The organism is Methyloversatilis sp. XJ19-49 (assembly GCF_024580145.1).
In the GTDB taxonomy this organism is placed as follows: domain Bacteria; phylum Pseudomonadota; class Gammaproteobacteria; order Burkholderiales; family Rhodocyclaceae; genus Methyloversatilis.
The window spans coordinates 3275-23052 of the sequence record NZ_JANINI010000010.1 but is presented as its reverse complement, the minus strand read 5'-3'; the positions used below and the strand labels follow the sequence as shown (position 1 = coordinate 23052).

Here is a 19778-nt window from a genome sequence, read left to right as displayed (position 1 = left end):
CATTCAGTGCCCGCGGGTGGCGACTGACCCGGCCGCGCGCGCGGGCGCGGCCGGTATGACTTCCACCGCCAGCGCGGCACCCAGCAGGAAGATCTGGCTCGATCCGTAGAACCAGATCAGCAGCGCAGCAAAGGAGCCGGCTGCACCCAGCGCCGATTCAGTGGCGGTGGTCGCGATGTACAGCCCGATGCCGTAGCGCCCCAGCATGAACAGCATGGCAGCGAAGCAGGCGCCGACCGCGGCGTGCAGCCAGGGCATGCGATGGTCCGGCAGCCAGCGCAGCAGCGTGGCGAACAGCAGCGCGATCACACCGAACGAAAACACCGCTTCGACCAGCAGCACAACCGGCAGCAGCACCGGCCAGTGGCTGGTCACCTTGTGCATCGCCAGCAGCACCGCGGTCTGCGCGACCAGCGCCACCGCGAGCAGAAAGCCGCCGCCGAGCACGATGCCCAGCGCCAGCAGCCTGACCTGCAGCAGCCGGAGCCAGGAAAACGGCACGGCCTTTTCGCCCAGCATGGCCTGCAGCGCGGCGCGCAGTTCGATGAACACGCCGGTCGCACCGATCAGCGTGCCGCCGAGCGCCAGCCAGGGACCCAAAGCGCCGTTGCCGTCGTTGTTCGAACGTTCGCTCGCACGCTGCAGCAAGTCGGACACGGTACCGGCTTCGCGCGGGCCGATCAGCCCGGACAGTGCGTCGATCAGCGCCACCTGCGCACTTTCGTCGCCGAGCACCCAGAACATGACGCGGGTCACGACGACGATCAGCGGCGCAATCGCAAACGCCGCGTAGAACGCCACTGCCGCGCCGTACGTCACGCCGCGCGCGTCGTCGTAGCGGCGCAGGGTCGCCAGCGCGATCCGCCACACTACGGCCAGCGCGTGCGGCACCTTCATGCCGTGACCGCCTGTACCGGCGAGCGGGCGGCCGCGGTCACATTCGCCGCAGCGATCACCAGATGGCGACTGTGCTCGCCGGCAGACGCCAGATCCAGCCATTCGCCGACCGCCAGCGGCAGCAGGCCGGCTGCACGCGCGCGGGCGATATCGGCCAGCGCACCCGCCGCACACACGGTGATTTCGTGCCGGCGACCGGCGCGCAGCACCGTCAGCGTCACCGCGGGCCAGTGGCTGGGCAGACGAGGCACCACGCACAGGCGGCTCTGACGCACCCGCAGGCCGCAGATCGATTCGATGGCAGCGTGGTGCATCCAGGCGGCCGAACCGGTGTACCAGCTCCAGCCGCCGCGCCCGGCATACGGTGGCTGGGTGTAGATGTCGCCCGCCATCACGTAGGGCTCGATGCCATAGGCGACGCCCCGCACCTCGTTGTCCGAGCGGTGGGCCGGACTGAGCCCGGTGAAGGTGCGCCAGGCCGCGTCGACGTCACCGAGTTCGGCCTGCGCCATCAGTGCCCAGACCGCGGCATGTGCGTACTGGCCGCCGTTCTCGCGCACGCCGGGCGGATAGGCCTGGATGTAGCCGGCATCGGGCCGGGCATGCTGCAGCGGCGGATCGAGCAGTCGCACCAGGCCATTGGTATCGTCGGTCAGCAGGCGGCCGACTGCTGCCATCGAAGCCTGCTGCTGCGCCGGTGTGGCGACGCCGGACAGCACGCCCCAGGCTTGCGCGATGAGGTCGATGCGGCATTCTTCGTTGCGGCGCGAGCCGAGCGGCGTACCGTCGTCGAAAAACGCACGCACGAACCATTCGCCGTCCCATGCCTCGCCGTGCAGGGCATCGCGCCAGCCGGCAGCGGCCAGCTGCCAGCGTTCGGCGCGGCCCGTTTCGCCCTCGGCATGCGCAAGCACGGAAAAGCGGGCCACCACCTGACACAGGAACCAGCCCAGCCAGACCGACTCGCCGCGTCCTTCATGACCGACCCGGTTCATGCCGTCATTCCAGTCGCAGGTGCCGATCAGCGGCAGCCCGTGCGTGCCGACCGCGAGACTGCAGTCGATGGCCCGTGCGCAGTGTTCGTACAGCGACACCGGCTGCGTACCGACCCGCGGCACGTAGTAGGCGTCTTCAGCACCTTCGGGTATCGGGTCACCCTCGAGGAACGGCACCAGCTCGTCGAACACCTCGACATCGCCCGTGACCTCGATGTAGCGGGCCGCGGCAAACGGCAGCCAAAGGCGGTCATCGGAACATCGCGTGCGCACGCCGGCACCGGTCGGCGCATGCCACCAGTGCTGTACATCACCTTCTGGAAACTGGCGCGACGCCGACAGCAACAGCTGGGCACGCAGCAGCGCAGGCGCGGCGACGCACAGCGCCATCGCATCCTGCAGCTGGTCTCGAAAGCCGAAGGCGCCGCCCGACTGGTAGAAGCCGGCACGCGCCCACAGGCGGCAGGCCACCGTCTGGTAGGGCAGCCAGCGATTCACCAGCACATCGAACAGCGGGTCGGGGCTGCTCACCGTGACGGCATCGAGCAGCCCGGCCCATCTTGCGCGCACCGCCTGTTCGCGCTGCACGGCGCCCTGCTCCGCGGCAGCGCGCGCCAGCGTGCCGGCGGCACGCGGCGAGTCCCCGTGACCGAGCAGGAACACGTGGGTGGACGCCTCACCCGGCGCCAGACTGACCGTCGCCGACAGCGCGGCGCACGGATCGACGCCGAGGGCGTCCTGCGCGCCGAACCGGTCCGGCACGACTTGCCGGCCGTCCGGGCCGAACAGTTCGCGCCGGTCGCAGGTCCAGTCGGCCAGCGTGGCGACACCCGGTCTGCCGTCGGCGCCCTCGCGCTGCAGCACGACGAAGGCGGTACTGTTGCCGAAGCCGGCATGGCCATCGCACTGCGTGGCCAGCAGCGCCTCGATCGGCCGCGCCGAGGCGTCGGCCGGTGCCAGCCGCGCGAACATCGTGCGGACCGACTGGCGATCGGTGCGCAGCGCGCCGATCACCCACTCGAACTGACCGATCACCCGCATTGACTGTGCGCGGGTACCGCAATTGGTCAGCACGATGCGCACCTGCTTGACCGACTGCTCCGGGTCAACGCACCAGATCGCCTTCACCTCGATGTCGCCGCGTCGGTGACGCAGGGTCGTCAGCCCCTGCCCGTGTTCGATGCGGTAGGGCACGTCGGCGGCAGCAGCGCCGGCGCCTATGCTCCAGATGTCGCCGCTGCGCAGGTCCTGCAGATGAAAGGCTTCGCCGCCCGCATCGCCGACCGGGTCGTTGGACCAGCCGGTGAGCTGGTTCAGCCGGCTGTTGCCGGCCCAGGAGTAGCCGGTGCCGGCTTCCGACACCTGGCTGCCGAAATCCGGATTGGCGAGCACATTGATCCACGGCCGCAGCGTGCGATGCGCATCGGTGACGGTGAAGCGGAAATCGCCGCTTGCACCGTCGAATGCACCCTTCGGCGGCAGGCCGATGGCGCCGTGACGCACGACGGGCAGTGCCGTCGCCGGCTGGTCGGCACGCGCATCGAGGGCGCTGTCATGCCAGTCGACCAGATCCTGCACGTGATGCGACAGCGGCCGGCCGTCGGCGTGCAGGCTGGCGCGCGCCAGCGCATTCAGCGCAGCCCGCTCGGCCGGCGACAGATCGTCGGCATGCACCAGATACAGGCCGCAGGCACGTGCCGACGCCGTCGCGACAACCTCGGCCGCGTAGCGCTCGCGCAGGGCGGCCAGTTCGGCCTGCAACGGCATCAGATAGGAGCGGGCCTCGCTGTTCATCACCACCAGATCGCAGGTCAGTCCGCCCCACGACCACCAGCGCAGCGCCTGGAACAGCGATCTCAGCATGCGGATGCCCTGCACGGCGCTGGCACACACCACGATGATCGGCCGGTCGCCCGACATGCCGAGCCGCCACAGCGCGCGCCGGTCGTGCAGCGCGCCACCCACGGGGGCTTCGAGCGGTACCGGACGTGACATCAGCAATGCGAGTGTCGTCGTCAGCAACTGGATGGCGGCGCGATCGTCGGCATTGACCCGCATTTCGCGCAGCCGGATGCTCGCAAACGTGCCGGACATCAACGATGAACGTTCGACCATGGCGTCCTGCCGGTAGCGCTCGACCAGCGCCTGCAGCGTGTCGCGCGCGTCCGCGGCGGCGGTGCCGACGGTGAGCGAAGCCATGCCGTGCGCCGGCAGTCTCAGGTGCATCGACAGCGAAGCCAGCGGGTCGAGCCCGGTCACGCAGTCCTGTTCCGGTGCATGCGGGGCGGTCGACGGCTCCGCCGCCTTGCCGTAGTCCGCCCGCGGATGCGCGGCGTCGCAATGGCGGCCGAGCCAGCGCGCGCGGTCGGTCTGCACCGTGACCGATGTCAGGTGCGGGTCGGCGTGCGCAATGAAATGAACTGCGTGCAGTCCGCTTTCGGTCGACAGCCGCGGCTTGCGCGAAAAGTAGGCGGCACGGCTGGCTTCATCCCAGGTCGCCTGGACGAACAGCTTGGCGAAGGCCGGATGCATTTCGTCGGCCCGCGCGTCGGACAACGACACTTCGAACATCGACATCAGTTCGACTTCGATCGGCTCCGACGAGGTGTTCCACAGTTCGATGCGGCGCAACTCGACGTCGTCCTCCGGGCTGACCCATACGGTGCAGCGCGTGCGCAGGTCGGCCCACTGTGCGTCGAGACAGACGCGGTCACTGTGGAAGGTGGCACTGTAGTCGGCCCGCGGGTCGGCCGCAGGATGCTGGGTGATCGACACCGGTGCGGCGTCCGGCGTGCGCCGGAGATAGAAGAAGGTGCCATAGACGTCGCGCAGCGCGTCGTCGCGCCAGCGCGACACGTCGGCCGTGCCGAAGCGGCTCCAGCCGGCACCGTTGGCGCGCAGCGCGACCGAATACCGACCATTCGACAGCAGGTGCGTCGGCTGCAGCGCCGACGCCCCCGGACTGACCAGACGGGTGACGCCGGGCAAGGCATCGCGCCGGTCGTTGCGGGTCGGCGCCGGCGGCGGCGCGAGCAGTCGCGACACCTCGCGCGGCACGCGCTCCTGCAGCAGCGACGCGACGGCGTCGATGCGCGGCTCGGCCATGCACCAGCGCCGGGGCGCACCGTCAAGCAGCAGGTTGGCCAGGGCGACGATGGTCATGCCCTGATGGTGGGCCATGAAGGTGCTGACCACCGTGAACGCGCTGCCGTCGGTCTGGCGGTCGGCCACGAAGTCCAGCGCCTCGGCGAACCCCATGTCGCGGCGGGCGTTCATGCCTTCCATGCGGCGCAGGTTTTCCAGCGCGGCGGCCGGTTCGAACATGGCCGCCAGCGCCGTCGCATAGGGCGCGACGACGATTTCGTCGGCCGGCGTGCGGCGCAGCGCCAGTCGCGGCACGCCCTGCGGCGAATACTGGTAGGCCAGCGTGTGGTCGCTCGCGGCATAGGCCGATTCCGACAGGCCCCACGGCACGCCGTGGGTGCGTCCGAACGCCCGGTGCTCACGCACCGCCGCCTGCGCGGCGCTGGCCAGCGCACTGCCGGGCAATTCGTCGAGCACCAGCGAAGGCATCAGGTATTCGAACATCGAACCCGACCATGAGCGCAGGCCCGCTTCGCTGCCGGTCGCGAAGAACGGCCGCCCGAGTGCGGCCCAGTGCTTGACCGGCACGTCGCCCTTGGCAATCGCCCACAGGCTGGCCAGCCGCGCCTCCGAGGCGAGCAGGTCGTAATAGCTCTTGTCCAGCGTCTGTTCCTCGACCAGATAGCCGATGTGGAACAGGCGCCGGCGCTCGTCGTACATGAAGGCGAATTCCGCTTCAAGCGCCAGCCGGCGGCACTGTGCCGCCAGTGCGATCAGGCGCAGCGGTGCGTTGCATGCGCGGTCGGCGTCGTCTGCCGGTTGCGTCGCCAGCGCGTCGCAGGCACCGGCCAGCGCGATCAGGTGGCCGCACAGATTGCCGCTGTCGACCACCGACACATAGGCCGGCGCCAGCGGCGCGAGCGTCTGCGTGTCGTACCAGTTAAGGAAGTGGCCGCGATGTCGCGGCAGCGCGGCCAGCATGGCCAGCGTCCGTTCGCAGCGGGTCAGCAGTTCGAGCGTGCTGATCCAGCCGAAACGCCGCGCGCAGGCGGTCGACAGCAGATAGAGGCCGATATTCGTCGGCGAGGTGCGCTGCGCGACCATCATGTACGGCACGGTCTGCACATTGTCAGGCGGCAGCCAATTGCTGGCCGGTCCGACATGGCGCTCGAACAGCCGCCAGGTGTGGCGCGCCACATCGAGCAGGTAGGCGCGATCGCCGGCGGCCAGCCTGTAGCGATGCCGGTGCGCCGATTCGCGGCTGGCCAGCGCGACCCACAGCGGTGTGGCGGCCCACAGCGCGCACACCGACAGCGCCAGCCAGGGCGACGAAGTACCGCGCCACCCGAGCAGCGCGAACACACCGACCGCGAGTGCACTGACCGGCCAATGCACGCGCCACAATCCGGTCAGGCTGTGCCGTGCCGCCGACTGCGCATCGGCTGCGGTGGTCCATTGCAGCAGGCGCCTGCGGCTGACTGCCGTGCGCCACAGCGCGCGCACGATGGCGTCGCCCAGGTGCAGCGCGTTGCGCAGCAGCAGCGCCAGATTCCACAGCATGCCGCCGAGCGCGCGACCGATATCGACCAACCCCTGATGATAGAAGTGACGCAGCGCAAGGTCATCGCGCGCCGGGGCCATACCGGCCAGTGCGCCGAGCAGCGGGCCGCCGCCGAACGCAGCGGCCATCAGCGCGAGCACGCCCCAGGGCGACAGCAGATCGCTGCCCAGTGCGACCAGCAGCAGCACGACCGAAAACGGCGCGACCAGCGAACGGCGCAGGTTGTCGATCATCTTCCAGCGATTGATGGCATTCAGGTCGAAGCGGCGCGCCTGCCACAGCAGCGGCCACAGCTGCCAGTCGCCGCGCGTCCAGCGGTGCACGCGCGAGGCCGCGACGTCGGCATGCATCGGCGCGTCCTCGATCAGCGTGATGTCGCTGACACCGCCGCAACGCGCGATCGACCCTTCGATCAGGTCGTGACTGAGTACCTGGCCTTCGGGCAATCGCCCTGACAGCACGGCCTGCATCGCCTTGACATGAAACAGCCCCTTGCCGGTGAACGTGCCTTCGTCGAACAGGTCCTGATACAGCTCGGACGTTTCAGCGCTGTACGGATCGACACCGCAGCGCCCGGCGAACAGGCTGTGGAAGGGCGTGGCATGCAGCGGCGACGGCAGCGGCGTGACGATGCGCGGCTGCAGCACCGCGTAGCCGGCCACCACGCGGCCGCGCGCGGCATCGACCCGCGGACGGTTCAGCGGATGCGCCGCCACCCCGACCAGTTCGCGCAATGCGCCCGGCGGCAGCAGCGTGTCGCTGTCGAGCGTGACGACGAAGGGCGTGTCGAGCGCCGGTTTCGAGCGCGCCCCCAGATCGACGAAACCTGACAGTCCGCCCGCCAGCAGGTCGATCAGCTGTTCGAGCTTGCCGCGCTTGCGTTCCCAGCCCATCCAGCACTGTTCGCTGTCCGACCAGCGCCGGTCGCGATGCAGCAGCAGGAAGCGCCGCTGCGACGGCCCCTCATCGACGGCGTCGGGCGGATACAGCGCTTCGAGCCGGTCGATTTCGGTGACGGCGCTCGCCAGCAGTGCGGCGTCCGGTCCGTCGTGCGCGACCTTCGAATCGCTGAAATCGGTGAGCAGCGCGAACTGCGCGTACGGCTCGCAGTTCGCCAGATGGTGGCGTTCGAGCTGGCGCGCCAGCGCGCGGATGGCGGTGGCCGACGACAGCATGGCCGGTATGACGACCAGCACGCGCAGCGTGGGTGGAATGCCGGCAAGCAGCGCAAGCCGCGGCAGGCGACGCGGCGGCACCCATTCGCTGATGAGCCGGTTGAGCACGGCGATCACCGCTTCGCTCGCCGGCAGCAGTGCCAGCACGGCCAGCATCGCCCATATCGGAGCGGTGACGGACGGTGCCACGGCATGCTGCATGAACCCCAGCGCAAGCAGCACGGTGCCAAAACCCAGCAAGGCGAGATAGACCGGAACAGCGTACCGGTTGCGCAGTTCGCCGAAGCCGGACAGAACGGCCGGACGCAGGCCCAGCGTCCGGTGCATCGCTGCGCTTCCCCCGCCGCGCAGCCAGAAGCTCGGCGATTCGATCGGCGACGACGGGTCGAGCTCCGGATCATTGACCGGAACACGCATATGCTCGAGCAGCCGCTCCGCAACCGCCAGTTCGCTGTGGCCGCTCGTGCGCGCCAGCCGCTCGATGGCATGCAGCGTGGCGTCCTGCGTGTCGTCGCGCTCGGCGCGGAAGGTCGCTGAAGCCAGCATCAGCTGCATCAGCATGCTGGTCTGCGCAATCAGCGCGCGCCAGTCGGCGTCACCCAGCATGCGCAGCGAACCGATGGCATTGCTGACGCTCAGGTTGTCGGCCGCTTCGTCGGCCTGCTGCCTGGCCTGCGCGCTGGCCGGATCGGGCAGCGCGCGCGCCAGCGCTTCGCGCACCGATTCGCGGCCGCGCAGCCCGGCTGCGGAGCGCGATCCGGAATCGGAATGCAGCCGCTGCATCACCTGCAGTGCAAATACGGTACCGACACGACGCGCCTGCATCAGGCCGAACATCGCATCGGCATCGATCATGCGTGCGTGGCTGCCCGCGCGGCCGGTCGCCTCGCGTTCCAGCCCGTCGCACCACAGATTGGCCAGTTCGCGAGCCGCCTTGTCGGCCGCCACGCGCTCCGACAGGCGGCGCAGGTTTTCGATCAGCACCACGCGCAGCGTTGTCGGCAGGGCCCACAGTTCGCCGAGGTTCAGTTCGCTGGTCTGCTGGTAGGCATTCAGGAATTCGATCAGCAGATCGTCGTTGAAGGCGCTGTCGGTGTGCGCGACGAAGGCCCAGGCGACGCCATAGACACGCGGCAGGCCGGCCAGATGATCGCCGACCAGCACCGGCAGGTCGCGGAAGTACCGCCGCGGCAGACCATCGTGCACGGCCTTGATCTGGGCGGCCACCAGATGGAAGTTGTCCAGCAGCCATTCACCGGCCGGGCTGACGTGATGGCCGATCCGTTCCTGCAGGCCGATGTAGTGCTGCGCCTCGCGCAGCACCTTCATGTTGTCGTGCAGGCGCGGGAAGAAGGCGGTCGAGCGCGGCGCCTTGAGCCGCGCGGTCTGCGCTTCGCCCAGACTGCGGCCGTGTTGCCGGAAACGTTCGGCGCTGAACAGCTCGCCGCGGATCGGTGACTCGATCACGCCGCGTGACGGATCGATCAGTGCGAGCGCCTCGGCGCCTGCGTCGGGTATCTGCCGGCGCAGTCGCGCCCGGGTCATGTAGACATCGTCATTGGAGCCCTGGGCCGTTCTTACAGCGACAGGCCGGCGAGCAGCAGGGCCGACATCACCAGCAGCAGACTGACGAAACGCGGCGCCAGGAAGGCATCGACGGCCTCGGCTGCACAGCGCATGCGATGCATCGGCCCGAGTGCCACGACGCACTGGCTGAGATGATCGTTCAGGCAGGTCGGGTCCGGGCTGGCGGAAGAGAATGTATTGGCAGGCATGCGATCTCCCGGGACGTGAAGCGATGTGAAGATTCGACCGGGCGCAGCGCTGACGGCTGCTCGGTCACTGTTGCCGGACGCGGCGATCGACGTTTCAGTCGCGCGGCCTTCCGGCGCGTCCGACGATTGACAGCAGCAGCGTTGCCGCGGCGCCCAGCGCGGCGGCAAACAGCAGGGACCTGACCGGCTTCTGGCGGACGTAACCCAGCGTCGAGTCGGTGGCGCGCACTGCCTGGTAACGCAGTCGCTGCGAACCGTCGCGTACCGCCGCCACACCGCGGTACTTCATCTCGTCGGCGCGGTGCGCCAGCCGGTCGAACACCGGCGCAACCTGCAGGCGGGCGCTGTCCACGCGGTCGGCCAGTTGGTCCAGCGTCTGATGGGCGATCTGGTTCGACGAGCGAATCACCTCCCCGGCGGTGTGCGCCATGGCCTCCGCAAAGTTGTCGGGCGCAGCGCCGAAACCGTCTTGACGGTCATTCTTGTTGCGATCATTCATGGTGTGCCTGCTTTCTCTGATCAGGGGTGGCCAGCGGCCCGCAAACGCCTCATCCACGACGGACAAGACCGAACACGAAACTTGCAACGGCAAGCACGATGAAGACGAAGAACAGTATTTTCGCGATGCCGGCGGCACTGGCGGCGATGCCGCCGAAGCCGAACAGCGCGGCGATCAGGGCGATGACGAAGAACACGATGGCGTAATGCAGCATGACAACTCCTCCTCGATGACGGTGCCCCCCGGCCTCTGACGGGGTTGCAGCGCGAAGCCATGGAAGAAACGGGGTGCGAGGCTCACTTTTCCGGGGCATCCCGCCACAAGGCCTATTGAGCTCTCGGCAGCCGGGACCGTCTGTGCGGTGGCGAACGTGGACGGCGACAGGCGCGCTAAGTGGTCCACCGCACGGACCGGGCGGTTTCGTCACGCCAGAGTGGGGCGATGTCCGGCCACCACCCGCCCGGGTGGGCCCGCTCGGACAACGACCTCCAACCTCCCGCTTTGTACTGCCCACCCGCTGTCCCAGACTTTCGCCGAGGAACGCCATGAACACCGAATCAAAGCTGTCAGATGTTGCCGCCCTGCGCGAGCGCGCCCGCAAGCATGTCGAGGATGGCGCCGTCACCGCCGGCTATGACGCCGATCGCACGCAGGTGCTCAAACTGTTGAACGAAGCGCTGGCCACCGAACTGGTGTGTGTGCTGCGCTACCGCCGCCATCACTTCATGGCGAGCGGCATTCACTCGCAGTCGGTCGCCGGCGAGTTCCTGACGCATTCGAAGGAAGAACAGGGCCATGCGGACGAACTGGCTGCACGCATCGTGCAATTGGGCGGCTCGCCCGATTTCTCGCCCGATACACTGACCGCGCGCAGTCACGCCGAATACGTCGAAGGCGGCACGCTGGCCGAAATGATTCGCGAAAATCTGGTCGCCGAGCGCATCGCCATCGACAGCTATCGCGAATTCATCCTCCATCTGGGCGAGCAGGACCCGACCACGCGTCGCATGCTCGAATCGATACTGGCCGTAGAAGAGGAGCACGCCGACGAACTTGCCGACCTGCTGCAGGGAGTGGCGGTGTAAGGGTCGATGCCGCCGACGCCACATGGCTCGATGAAGACGGGGCCGGGACAGGCAGCGCCAGTCCCGGCCCCGTGTGCAGCCATGTGGCTGCCGCGTTCAGAGCTTCGAGTCGTCCGAATACGGACGGGTGCCGTAGTAGTCGTGGATCTGCTGCGCCCACGACTGGTCGGCCATGTCGGGCCAGCAGTCCTGGTTGAAGCCGGGCGCACCTTCGAGTCGCTCCTTCGCCACGTCGAGCGTGAAGCGCTTGTTTTCGGTGTCGAGCGTCAGCGCATTCCACGGTACGGCAAACAGCTTGTCGCCAATGCCGAGAAACCCGCCGAACGACATCACGGCGTAACTGACCTTGCCGTTGCGCATGTCGAGCATGATCTCCTGGATGTCGCCGAGGTCTTCGCCGTCCTTGTTGAACACGTCGTTGCCCATCAGTGTGTCAGCCCCCATGAGGCCGGGCCCGGGGCCGTGGCGCATGAGCGGTCCCGGTGCTGCGCCTTCGCCCTTGTACATGCCGTGCTTGTCCCTGTCCTGGTAGCTCATGGTCGTCTCCTCTGGTGTGTGCTGCTGTGCTGCGCGGTCGGGCCCGGTGCGGGGCTCGTCTTTCGGGTCGCCATAGCCCGCCTTGATGCGGCGGATCAGCCGGCGAACCCTGATGCGGTGCTTGCGAAGCAGCTCGGGGTCGAATGTCGGCACCTCCGCTTCGTGCGACTGGGCGGCATGCAAGGCGACAAGTTGACTCGGCTGCATCGGGATAACCTCCGTCAGGTCGGTCGCCCCGGCATGTTCGCCGTGGCAACAGGGTCAGAAGCAATGCATCGCATGATGGACAGGTGGCCCCGCAGGGTCTGTACGGTGTCGCACCCCCGGCAGGCGCAGGACAGGAGATGTGGCCTATACTTTCGGGGCACTTCGGCGCTCCGACCGCATGTTGTTGGAGGCTTCAGCGCCTTTCGCGTCATCCGTGTAATGCGGTTCGAACAGGCTCTCTGCCCCACCTTGACCGACCTTGATCGAGACCCGATCGGGGCCCACACACGAGACCGCTGAAGATGCAAATGAAACCTCCTGCTGTGTTCGCCCGCACCAACGAATTGCTGGCCGCGCTGCCCGATGCCGAATGGGACCGCTGGCTTCCGAACCTGGAGCCGGTGGACATGCCGCTGGGCAAGGTGCTGTATGAGTCGGGTACCCGACTCAGCCATGTGTACTTTCCGGTCACGGCCATCGTGTCGCTGCTCTACGTGATGGAAGATGGCGCATCGGCCGAAATTGCCGTCGTCGGCAAGGAAGGCCTGGTCGGCGTGTCGCTGTTCATGGGCGGCGAATCGACCACCAGCCGCGCCGTGGTGCAGAGCGCCGGCGAAGGGTATCGATTGAAGTCCAACCTGATGATGGTGGAGTTCAACCGCGCCGGACCGGTGCTGCACCTGCTGCTGCGCTATACGCAGGCACTGATCACGCAGATGGCGCAGACCGCCGTGTGCAACCGCCATCACACGCTGGACCAGCAACTGTGCCGCTGGCTGCTGCTGAGCCTCGACCGGCTGCCGACCAACGAGCTGGTCATGACGCAGGAACTGATCGCCAACATGCTCGGCGTGCGCCGCGAAGGCGTGACCGAAGCCGCCGGCCGGCTGCAGGAATGCGGCCTGATCAGCTACCGGCGCGGCCACATCACGGTGCTCGACCGCGCCGGGCTCGAACGGCGCACCTGCGAGTGCTACGCCGTCGTGAAAGCCGAGTACGACCGGCTGCTGCCGGCCCTCAAGGCAACCTGAGCGGAACATCGGGCGGCGCGGCCAGCCAGCGCCAGTCGCGGATTTCCGGCAGGTCTTCGCCGTGCTCGGCGATCCACGCCTTGTGGGCGGCAACGCTGGCGCGATGCCTTGCCCTGGCCTCATCCACCTGATCGGCCAGCCGCGGAATGCGGCAGATCGCGTCGAGCGCGAGCTGGTAGCGGTCCATGTGGTTCAGCACCACCATGTCGAACGGTGTCGTGGTCGTGCCCTCTTCCTTGTAACCGCGCACGTGCAGCTTGCTGTGGTTGGTTCGCCGGTAGGTCAGACGGTGGATCAGCCACGGATAGCCATGGAAGGCGAACACGATGGGCGCATCGCACGTGAAGAGTGCGTCGAACGCCGTATCGCTCAGGCCGTGCGGATGCTCCGACGACGGCTGCAGCGCCATCAGATCGACCACATTGACGACGCGGATGCGGATGCCGGGCACGTACTCGCGCAGCAGCATCACGGCGGCGAGCGTTTCCAGCGTCGGCACGTCGCCCGCGCAGGCCATCACCACATCGGGTTCGAGCGCCTCTTCGCCGCGCTCGGTGCCTGCCCAGTGCCAGATGCCGGCGCCGACGGCGCAGTGCGTCGCAGCCGCGTCGACGTCGAGCCACTGCCATTCCGGCTGCTTGCCGGCAATCATCAGATTGATCTGGTTGCGGCTGCGCAGGCAGTGATCGGCGATCGACAGCAGGCAGTTGGCGTCGGGTGCGAGGTAGATGCGCACGACGTCCGGATTCTTGTTCGCAACGAGGTCGATGAAGCCCGGGTCCTGGTGGGTGAAGCCGTTGTGGTCCTGCCGCCAGACGTGCGACGTCAGCAGATAGTTGAGGGAGGCGATCGGCGCCCGCCACGGAAGATCGTTGCACACCTTCAACCACTTGGCGTGCTGGTTGAACATCGAATCGATGATGTGGATGAACGCTTCGTAGCACGAAAACAGGCCGTGGCGACCGGTCAGCAGATAGCCTTCCAGCCAGCCTTCGCACAGGTGTTCGCTCAGCACGTCCATCACCCGCCCATCGGCCGACAGGTCGACATCGACCGGTTCCTGCCCGGCCATCCAGGCCTTGCCGGTCACGTCGATCACCGCGCCCAGGCGGTTCGACGCGGTTTCGTCCGGCCCGAACACGCGGAAGTTGCGCGCCGACAGATTCATGGTCATCACTTCGGCGAGAAAGCTGCCCAGCACACGGGTGGCACTGGCCTCGACCGCGCCGGGCGCTTCCAGTGCGACGGCAAAGTCGCGCCAGGGCGGCATGCGCAGCGGCACCCGCAGCTGGCCGCCGTTGGCATGCGGGTTGGCGCCCATGCGACGCGCGCCGGACGGCGCAAGACTGGCAATCTCGCGGTACAAGGTGCCGGAGTGATCGAACAACTCTTCCGGCCGGTAGCTGAGCAGCCAGCCTTCGAGCTGGCGAACGTGTTCCGGCTGGCTGAAATCGGTGATCGGCACCTGATGCGCGCGCCAGGTCCCTTCGACCGGCAGCCCGTCGACCTCGGCCGGGCCGGTCCAGCCCTTGGGCGACTCGAACACCAGCATCGGCCAGCGGGGGCGCGGCGGCGGCGGCGGCGCATCGACGGCGCGCGCGGCGCTCTGGATGGCGCGGATGTCCGCCAGCATGGCGTCCATCGTGTCCGCCATCTGGCGGTGCATCGTCATCGGGTCATCGCCCGACACGAAGTGCGGCGCGTACCCGTTACCGCGCAGCAGGTCGGTCAGTTCATCGCGACCGATGCGCGCCAGCAGCGCGGGATTGGCAAGCTTGTAGCCATTCAGGTGCAGGATGGGCAGCACTGCGCCGTCGCGTGCCGGGTTCAGGAATTTGTTCGAGTGCCAGCTCGCGGCCAGCGCGCCGGTTTCCGCCTCGCCATCGCCGATGACGCAGGCGACGATCAGCCCGGGATTGTCGAACGCCGCGCCATAGGCGTGCGCCAGCGAGTAGCCCAGCTCGCCGCCCTCGTGGATCGAACCGGGCGTTTCCGGTGCGACATGGCTGGGAATGCCGCCCGGCCAGGAAAACTGGCGAAACAGCGCCTGCATGCCGGCGCGGTCCTGCGTGATCGCCGGATAGGTTTCGCTGTATGAGCCTTCCATATAGGTCGACGCGACCAGCGCCGGCCCGCCGTGCCCCGGACCGATGATGTTGATCAGGTCGAGGTCGTGCTCCTTGATCAGCCGGTTCAGGTGTACGTAAAGAAAGTTCAGGCCGGGCGTGGTGCCCCAGTGGCCGAGCAGGCGCGGCTTGATGTGGTCGCGCGTCAGCGGCACCTCGAGCAGCGGGTTGGCACGCAGATAGATCTGCCCGACCGACAGGTAGTTGGCGGCACGCCACCAGGCATTCATGCGGACCAGCATTTCCTCGCGCGGTGCGCGGTGCAACAGCGCGGCGCTCACGATACGGCCACCGTGGGCGTGAGGTGGCTTCGGCTTTCGATGCGCTTGAGCAACTGCCGCCAGGCCTTCGCGAACGCGCCCACGCCGTCGCGCTGCAGCCGGTCTGCCAGCAGTGCAACCTTCACGCCTGCAGCATCGATGCGCGCGATCACAGCGTCGCAGTCGCCGCCGTCGTCCGGCATGACCGGCTGCGGCCGGCCGTGATCGGCGAACGCCAGCAAGGTGGCTTCGGGCAAGGTGTTGATGCTGCCGGGTGCGATCAGCGCATCGACATACAGGGTGTCGGACACGGCCGGATCCTTGCTGCCGGTGCTCGCCCACAGCAGGCGCTGCGGCAGGGCACCGCCCGCCAGCGCCGCCTGCCAGCGCGGCGACGCCTGCGTGGCGACACTGCTGCGCCACACCTGGCGGGCAACCGCAATGCCGAGCCGGTTCTGCAGCGACACCGAAATCACGCTGTTGGCCGCCACATCCCAGCGACTGACGAACAGCGATGCCACGGTGGCGACCTTCGGATCGAGCCCGGCCGCAATGCGCCGCTCGATGCCGCGCAGGCAGGCGTCATTGGCGGCCAGATACTGCTCGCGCGAAAACAGCAGCGTCACGTTGACCGGAATGCCGGCGAATACCGTGTGCTCGATCGCCTGCAAGCCTTCAGGCGTGCCCGGAATCTTCACCAGCAGATTGACGCACGCGGCGTCGGCATGGATCTGCCGCGCGGCGGCGACAGTGGCTGCACTGTCGGCAGCGAGCAGCGGCGACACCTCCATCGATACCCAGCCGTCGGCATGACCGCTGGCGTCGAAACAGGGGCGCAGCAGCGCCGCCGCGCGCCTCAGGTCGGCCAGCGCCAGACCGGCGAACAATGCTTCGCCGGACAGACCATCGCGCGTACCGGCGCGGATGTCTTCGTCGTAGGCGCCACCCTCACCCAGTGCGGCGTCGAAGATGGCCGGATTCGACGTCAGTCCCGTGATGGCGTACTGGTCGATGTAGCGCGCCAGCCGACCGTCATCGATCAGGCTGCGGCTGATGCTGTCCAGCCAGAGACTCTGGCCGGCGTCGCGCACGTGCTTTAGTGCCGTCATGCAGGCTCCCCTTGGATCACTTCCGCCTGCCGGGCCAGATGTCGCCGGCAGCGCTCGTCCGGTGCAGCGTGCGCGGGTGGCGCCGGACGGTCTGTGCGCTGACGCACCCGCATCGGTGCGCTGCGCGGGCGTTCAGATCTGCAGCAGCGCGGCGGCCTGCTGGGCGATCAGCCGCGCCTCGTTGGTTGGAATGACCCAGGCCGATGCGCGACTGCGCGGCGTGCTGATGCGCGTCTCGCCCGCGTCGTTGGCGCCGGCCGACAGCTCGATGCCGAGCCAGGCCGCGTCGCGGCACACGCGTTCGCGGATCTGCGCACTGTGCTCGCCGATGCCGGCGGTGAACACCAGCGCATCGAGGCCGCCGAGCAGCGCGACCATGCTGCCCAGTTCGCGCGTGATCGCATGGACATACAGATCGATGGCGAAACGGGCCGCCGGCTCGGGGCTGGCTTCGAGCACCCGCATGTCGCCCGAAATGCCGGAGGTGCCGAGCAGTCCCGAGTGCTCGTACAGCAGGGTCTGGACCTCATCCGGCGTCATGCCAAGCCCGTTTATCAGATGCAGTACGGCGCCCGGATCGATGCGTCCGCAGCGCGTACCCATCACCAGACCGTCGAGCGGCGTCATGCCCATGGTGGTCGCCACGCTCCTGCGGCCGCGCAGCGCGCACAGGCTGGCACCGTTGCCCAGGTGCGCCACCACGACGCGCCCACTGGCCAGTGCCCCCAGATGCAGCGGCAGCACGCCGGCGATGTGGTCGTACGAAAGGCCGTGAAACCCGTAGCGCCGGACGCCGGCGTCGCGCAGCGGCTGCGGCAGTGCGTAGGCCTGCTCGACAGGCGACCGGGTGGCGTGGAAGGCGGTGTCGAAGCAGGCGATCTGCGGCACGTCGGGCCAGCGTGCCGCTGCGGCGCTCAGCGCGGCCAGGCCGTGCGGCTGGTGCAGCGGTGCCAGCTGCACGAATTGCTGCAACTGCGCCAGCACATCGGGCGTGACGCGCATGGGACGCGCGAAGGCCGGTCCGCCATGCACGATGCGATGCGCGACCGCATGCGGGCCGTCCGGCCATTCGGGTCCGGCGATGCAGTCGAACAGTGCGGCCAGCGCGCTGGCGTGGTCGGCCGCCGGATTGCCGGTCGGCTGGAGCGCTCGCTCCATCACGCAGCCGCCCTGCCGGTCATGGACGACCAGCTGCGGCGTGCGACCGAGACCTTCGATGTGGCCCTGCATGCCGCGAACAGGCTGTGCGCCGCAAGCCAGGTCGAACTGCGCGAAGCGGATGCTCGATGAACCGGCGTTGATGACCAGCAAGGATTTTTTCAAGGTGACACGCAAAGCAGTGGATCAGCAGGCATGACGAAAGCGCAGGCCCCGACATCCTGCGGAGGCGGCGCCTTCAACGAGAGACCGGACCGGACAGCCATGGGGCGCTGCCGCATGAAGCCGCCGTGCGCAGCGGCTTCATGCGGCTCAGGCGGCGATGATGATGTGGTCGACCACCTTGTTCACGCCGACTGCGCTCCAGGCAGCGCGGCGCGCCAGATCGCGTTCCGGCGCGCTCGCCACCTGACCGGTCAGCGTGGCCTGCGAACCCGTGACAGCAACGTCGATCGGCTTGGCACCGGCCGTTGCGCAACGCTTCAGTGCGGCGGCGATGTCCGACTGCACCGTGGCGTTGCACGACCGCGGCGTGAGCACCAGCTTGTTGCTGACATCGGTCACGCCCTGCAGTCGACTCACCGCCGCATTGGCAGCGTCGATCTGGTACGCCCAGACCACATCGCCGTGCAGCGTCATCATGCCGTTGTCGACCTTGACCTTGACTGAACCCTTCGGCAGACCGGCCATCCAGTACAGCGCAATTTCGGCGTTGCGGGCGACTTCGGTGTCATCGCGGCCTTCGCCCTTTGCCAGTTCGACCTTGATGGCGGACACCAGCGACGCCACGCCCGACACGCGCTGAGCGGCGCACCCGGCGTGCCACTTGTCGGCAAAGGTCGCCGTGTGGCCGCCCAGCGTCACGACGCCGTCCTTGACCTTCACGCTCACGTCGTCGGCCTTGATCGACGGGTCCCATTTCAGTTCGGCCTGCACATCGGCCAGCAGTTGCGCATCGGTCTTCATGTTCCTGGTGTTCATGTTGTTGTCTTTCCTCGTTGGGCAAACGAGGACTGTGGGCCGGGAACGGGCCGGGGTATGTACGCCGGCACGCATAGCCGGCCGGGGCGGAAGTGCCCGTGTCATCAAGGGCACTGTTCGCCAGCGCACTGAATCCTGCAGTGGCACGCGTCATGCTTCGCTCTTGGCGGCGCTGAGACATATCCGCTGCCGGCAAATCGCCGCGTCCCACCCTTTCCGGCAACCCTTTTCCGACAACCTCCCGGGTCGCGCACGCGACCCTACCCCGCGGAGCCCGCACCATGATCCGCATCGAATTGCAGATTGAACTGAACTACCAGATCGACTTCCAGGGCGCCGACTTCGTCTTCAACATCCATGTCGCGCAAACCGCCAGCCAGACCGTGTCGGGCGAAGTCCTGACGCTGAGCCAGCCGATCGAGCCGCACATCCACGTCGATCCGCTGACCGGCAACCGCTACATGCGGCTGCGCGCCGAGCCCGGACCGCTCACCGTTTCATACCAGGCGACGGTCGATCTGGTACATCACTGGGCAGAGCCGGCGCAACTGGCCGAAGTGCCGGTGCACCGCCTGCCGCCCGAAGTGATGGGCTACATCTACCCCAGCCGCTACTGCCAGTCCGACCGGCTGATCCGGCTTGCCACGCGCGAATTCGGCACCATGTGGCAAGGTCACAGCCGCGTGCAGGCGATCCGCGACTGGGTGCTGAGCCACGTCGCATTCACGTCGAACAGCTCGAATTCGAGCACCTCCGCCGTCGACACCGTGATCGAGCGCGTCGGCATCTGCCGCGATTTCGCCCACCTGATGATCGCGCTGTGCCGCGCCATCAACATTCCGGCCCGCTTCGTGACCGGCACCGACTACGGCGCCGACCCGGTACTCGGTCCGCCGGACTTCCACGCCTACGTCGAGGTGTATCTGGGCGACCGCTGGTACATCTTCGATCCGTCCGGCACCGCCATCCCGATGGGCCTGGTACGCCTGGGCACCGGCCGCGACGCCGCCGACGTCGCCTTCGCCACGATTTTCGGCGGCGTGCTGTCGCAAGCCCCGTTCATCCGCGCCACCGCCATCGACGATCCGTCGCGCAACATGGTCCTGCCGCAGCACTGCCGCGAAGCGTTGTCGACCGACGGCATCCGCTGAGCACAAGCCGCCGCCTGCGCCACCATCCGGACGTCGCTGCCGGAGTCGGCAAAGTGTTGTTGCGCTGAGCCGGCGGGATGAGGGCTGTGGGAGCGGCTGTGGGAGCGGCTGTGGGAGCGGCTGTGGGAGCGGCTGTGGGAGCGGCTG

General features: G+C 68.0%; 13 protein-coding genes. 3 read left to right on the top strand and 10 right to left on the bottom strand.

The window, feature by feature from the left end; translation table 11 throughout:
• Window positions 1-3: 3 nt before the first annotated feature.
• The 5 genes from NMQ16_RS12675 to NMQ16_RS12655 form a co-directional block, all read right to left on the bottom strand.
• Window positions 4-897 carry a YihY/virulence factor BrkB family protein gene (locus NMQ16_RS12675; protein ID WP_257081096.1) on the bottom strand — a complete coding sequence of 298 codons (894 nt, stop codon included), beginning with the start codon at window positions 895-897 and terminating at the stop codon, window positions 4-6.
• Window positions 894-9257 carry a GH36-type glycosyl hydrolase domain-containing protein gene (locus tag NMQ16_RS12670; RefSeq protein ID WP_257081094.1) on the bottom strand — a complete coding sequence of 2788 codons (8364 nt, stop codon included), beginning with the start codon at window positions 9255-9257 and terminating at the stop codon, window positions 894-896. The genes NMQ16_RS12675 and NMQ16_RS12670 overlap by 4 nt, the downstream gene beginning before the upstream one ends.
• 32 nt (window positions 9258-9289) lie before the next feature.
• The gene (locus NMQ16_RS12665) at window positions 9290-9487 is read right to left on the bottom strand and encodes a hypothetical protein (protein ID WP_257081093.1); all 198 of its coding nucleotides are present in this window, start codon (window positions 9485-9487) and stop codon (window positions 9290-9292) included.
• A gap of 94 nt (window positions 9488-9581) precedes the next feature.
• Window positions 9582-9986, bottom strand: coding sequence for a hypothetical protein (locus NMQ16_RS12660; protein WP_257081090.1), 405 nt, complete (start codon window positions 9984-9986; stop codon window positions 9582-9584).
• A gap of 49 nt (window positions 9987-10035) precedes the next feature.
• The gene (locus NMQ16_RS12655) at window positions 10036-10200 is read right to left on the bottom strand and encodes a DUF1328 domain-containing protein (protein ID WP_069037660.1); all 165 of its coding nucleotides are present in this window, start codon (window positions 10198-10200) and stop codon (window positions 10036-10038) included.
• Window positions 10201-10531: 331 nt separating this feature from the next.
• Here NMQ16_RS12655 and NMQ16_RS12650 point away from each other — a divergent pair, with 331 nt between their 5' ends.
• The gene (locus tag NMQ16_RS12650) at window positions 10532-11071 is read left to right on the top strand and encodes a bacterioferritin (protein WP_257081088.1); all 540 of its coding nucleotides are present in this window, start codon (window positions 10532-10534) and stop codon (window positions 11069-11071) included.
• A gap of 96 nt (window positions 11072-11167) precedes the next feature.
• Here the strand turns inward: NMQ16_RS12650 and NMQ16_RS12645 are convergent, their stop codons facing one another.
• Window positions 11168-11815: a PRC-barrel domain-containing protein gene (locus tag NMQ16_RS12645; protein WP_257081087.1), complete on the bottom strand. Its 648-nt coding sequence runs from the start codon at window positions 11813-11815 to the stop codon at window positions 11168-11170.
• A 302-nt stretch (window positions 11816-12117) separates the two neighbouring features.
• On the opposite strand from NMQ16_RS12645, the gene NMQ16_RS12640 reads away from it, so the two are divergent.
• On the top strand, window positions 12118-12846 hold the full coding sequence (locus NMQ16_RS12640) for a Crp/Fnr family transcriptional regulator (RefSeq protein ID WP_373566786.1): 729 nt from the start codon (window positions 12118-12120) through the stop codon (window positions 12844-12846).
• Here the strand turns inward: NMQ16_RS12640 and NMQ16_RS12635 are convergent.
• From NMQ16_RS12635 to NMQ16_RS12620, 4 genes are all read right to left on the bottom strand, one after another.
• A complete protein-coding gene (locus tag NMQ16_RS12635) occupies window positions 12833-15253 on the bottom strand; it encodes a phosphoketolase family protein (RefSeq protein WP_257081084.1) in 2421 nt (806 codons plus the stop codon). The two genes, NMQ16_RS12640 and NMQ16_RS12635, sit on opposite strands and share 14 nt — an antisense overlap.
• Window positions 15250-16341: a transaldolase gene (locus NMQ16_RS12630; RefSeq protein ID WP_257081083.1), complete on the bottom strand. Its 1092-nt coding sequence runs from the start codon at window positions 16339-16341 to the stop codon at window positions 15250-15252. The genes NMQ16_RS12635 and NMQ16_RS12630 overlap by 4 nt, the downstream gene beginning before the upstream one ends.
• Window positions 16342-16473: 132 nt before the next feature.
• A complete protein-coding gene (locus NMQ16_RS12625; RefSeq protein WP_257081082.1) occupies window positions 16474-17664 on the bottom strand; it encodes an acetate/propionate family kinase in 1191 nt (396 codons plus the stop codon).
• A gap of 147 nt (window positions 17665-17811) precedes the next feature.
• Window positions 17812-18480, bottom strand: a complete 669-nt coding sequence (locus NMQ16_RS12620; RefSeq protein ID WP_257081081.1) for a BON domain-containing protein — start codon at window positions 18478-18480, stop codon at window positions 17812-17814.
• A gap of 281 nt (window positions 18481-18761) precedes the next feature.
• On the opposite strand from NMQ16_RS12620, the gene NMQ16_RS12615 reads away from it, so the two are divergent.
• Window positions 18762-19631, top strand: a complete 870-nt coding sequence (locus NMQ16_RS12615) for a transglutaminase family protein (RefSeq protein WP_257081080.1) — start codon at window positions 18762-18764, stop codon at window positions 19629-19631.
• The last annotated feature ends 147 nt before the right edge of the window (window positions 19632-19778 follow it).

What these genes read in the sequence shown, in the direction of transcription:
- NMQ16_RS12630 (WP_257081083.1), bottom strand. Translation starts at nt 16,341, where the DNA reads ATGACGGCACTAAAGCACGTGCGCGACGCCGGCCAGAGTCTCTGGCTG.
- NMQ16_RS12675 (WP_257081096.1), bottom strand. Translation starts at nt 897, where the DNA reads ATGAAGGTGCCGCACGCGCTGGCCGTAGTGTGGCGGATCGCGCTGGCG.
- NMQ16_RS12660 (WP_257081090.1), bottom strand. Translation starts at nt 9,986, where the DNA reads ATGAATGATCGCAACAAGAATGACCGTCAAGACGGTTTCGGCGCTGCG.
- NMQ16_RS12645 (WP_257081087.1), bottom strand. Translation starts at nt 11,815, where the DNA reads ATGCAGCCGAGTCAACTTGTCGCCTTGCATGCCGCCCAGTCGCACGAA.
- NMQ16_RS12665 (WP_257081093.1), bottom strand. Translation starts at nt 9,487, where the DNA reads ATGCCTGCCAATACATTCTCTTCCGCCAGCCCGGACCCGACCTGCCTG.
- NMQ16_RS12650 (WP_257081088.1), top strand. Translation starts at nt 10,532, where the DNA reads ATGAACACCGAATCAAAGCTGTCAGATGTTGCCGCCCTGCGCGAGCGC.
- NMQ16_RS12640 (WP_373566786.1), top strand. Translation starts at nt 12,118, where the DNA reads ATGCAAATGAAACCTCCTGCTGTGTTCGCCCGCACCAACGAATTGCTG.
- NMQ16_RS12620 (WP_257081081.1), bottom strand. Translation starts at nt 18,480, where the DNA reads ATGAACACCAGGAACATGAAGACCGATGCGCAACTGCTGGCCGATGTG.
- NMQ16_RS12615 (WP_257081080.1), top strand. Translation starts at nt 18,762, where the DNA reads ATGATCCGCATCGAATTGCAGATTGAACTGAACTACCAGATCGACTTC.
- NMQ16_RS12670 (WP_257081094.1), bottom strand. Translation starts at nt 9,257, where the DNA reads ATGACCCGGGCGCGACTGCGCCGGCAGATACCCGACGCAGGCGCCGAG.
- NMQ16_RS12655 (WP_069037660.1), bottom strand. Translation starts at nt 10,200, where the DNA reads ATGCTGCATTACGCCATCGTGTTCTTCGTCATCGCCCTGATCGCCGCG.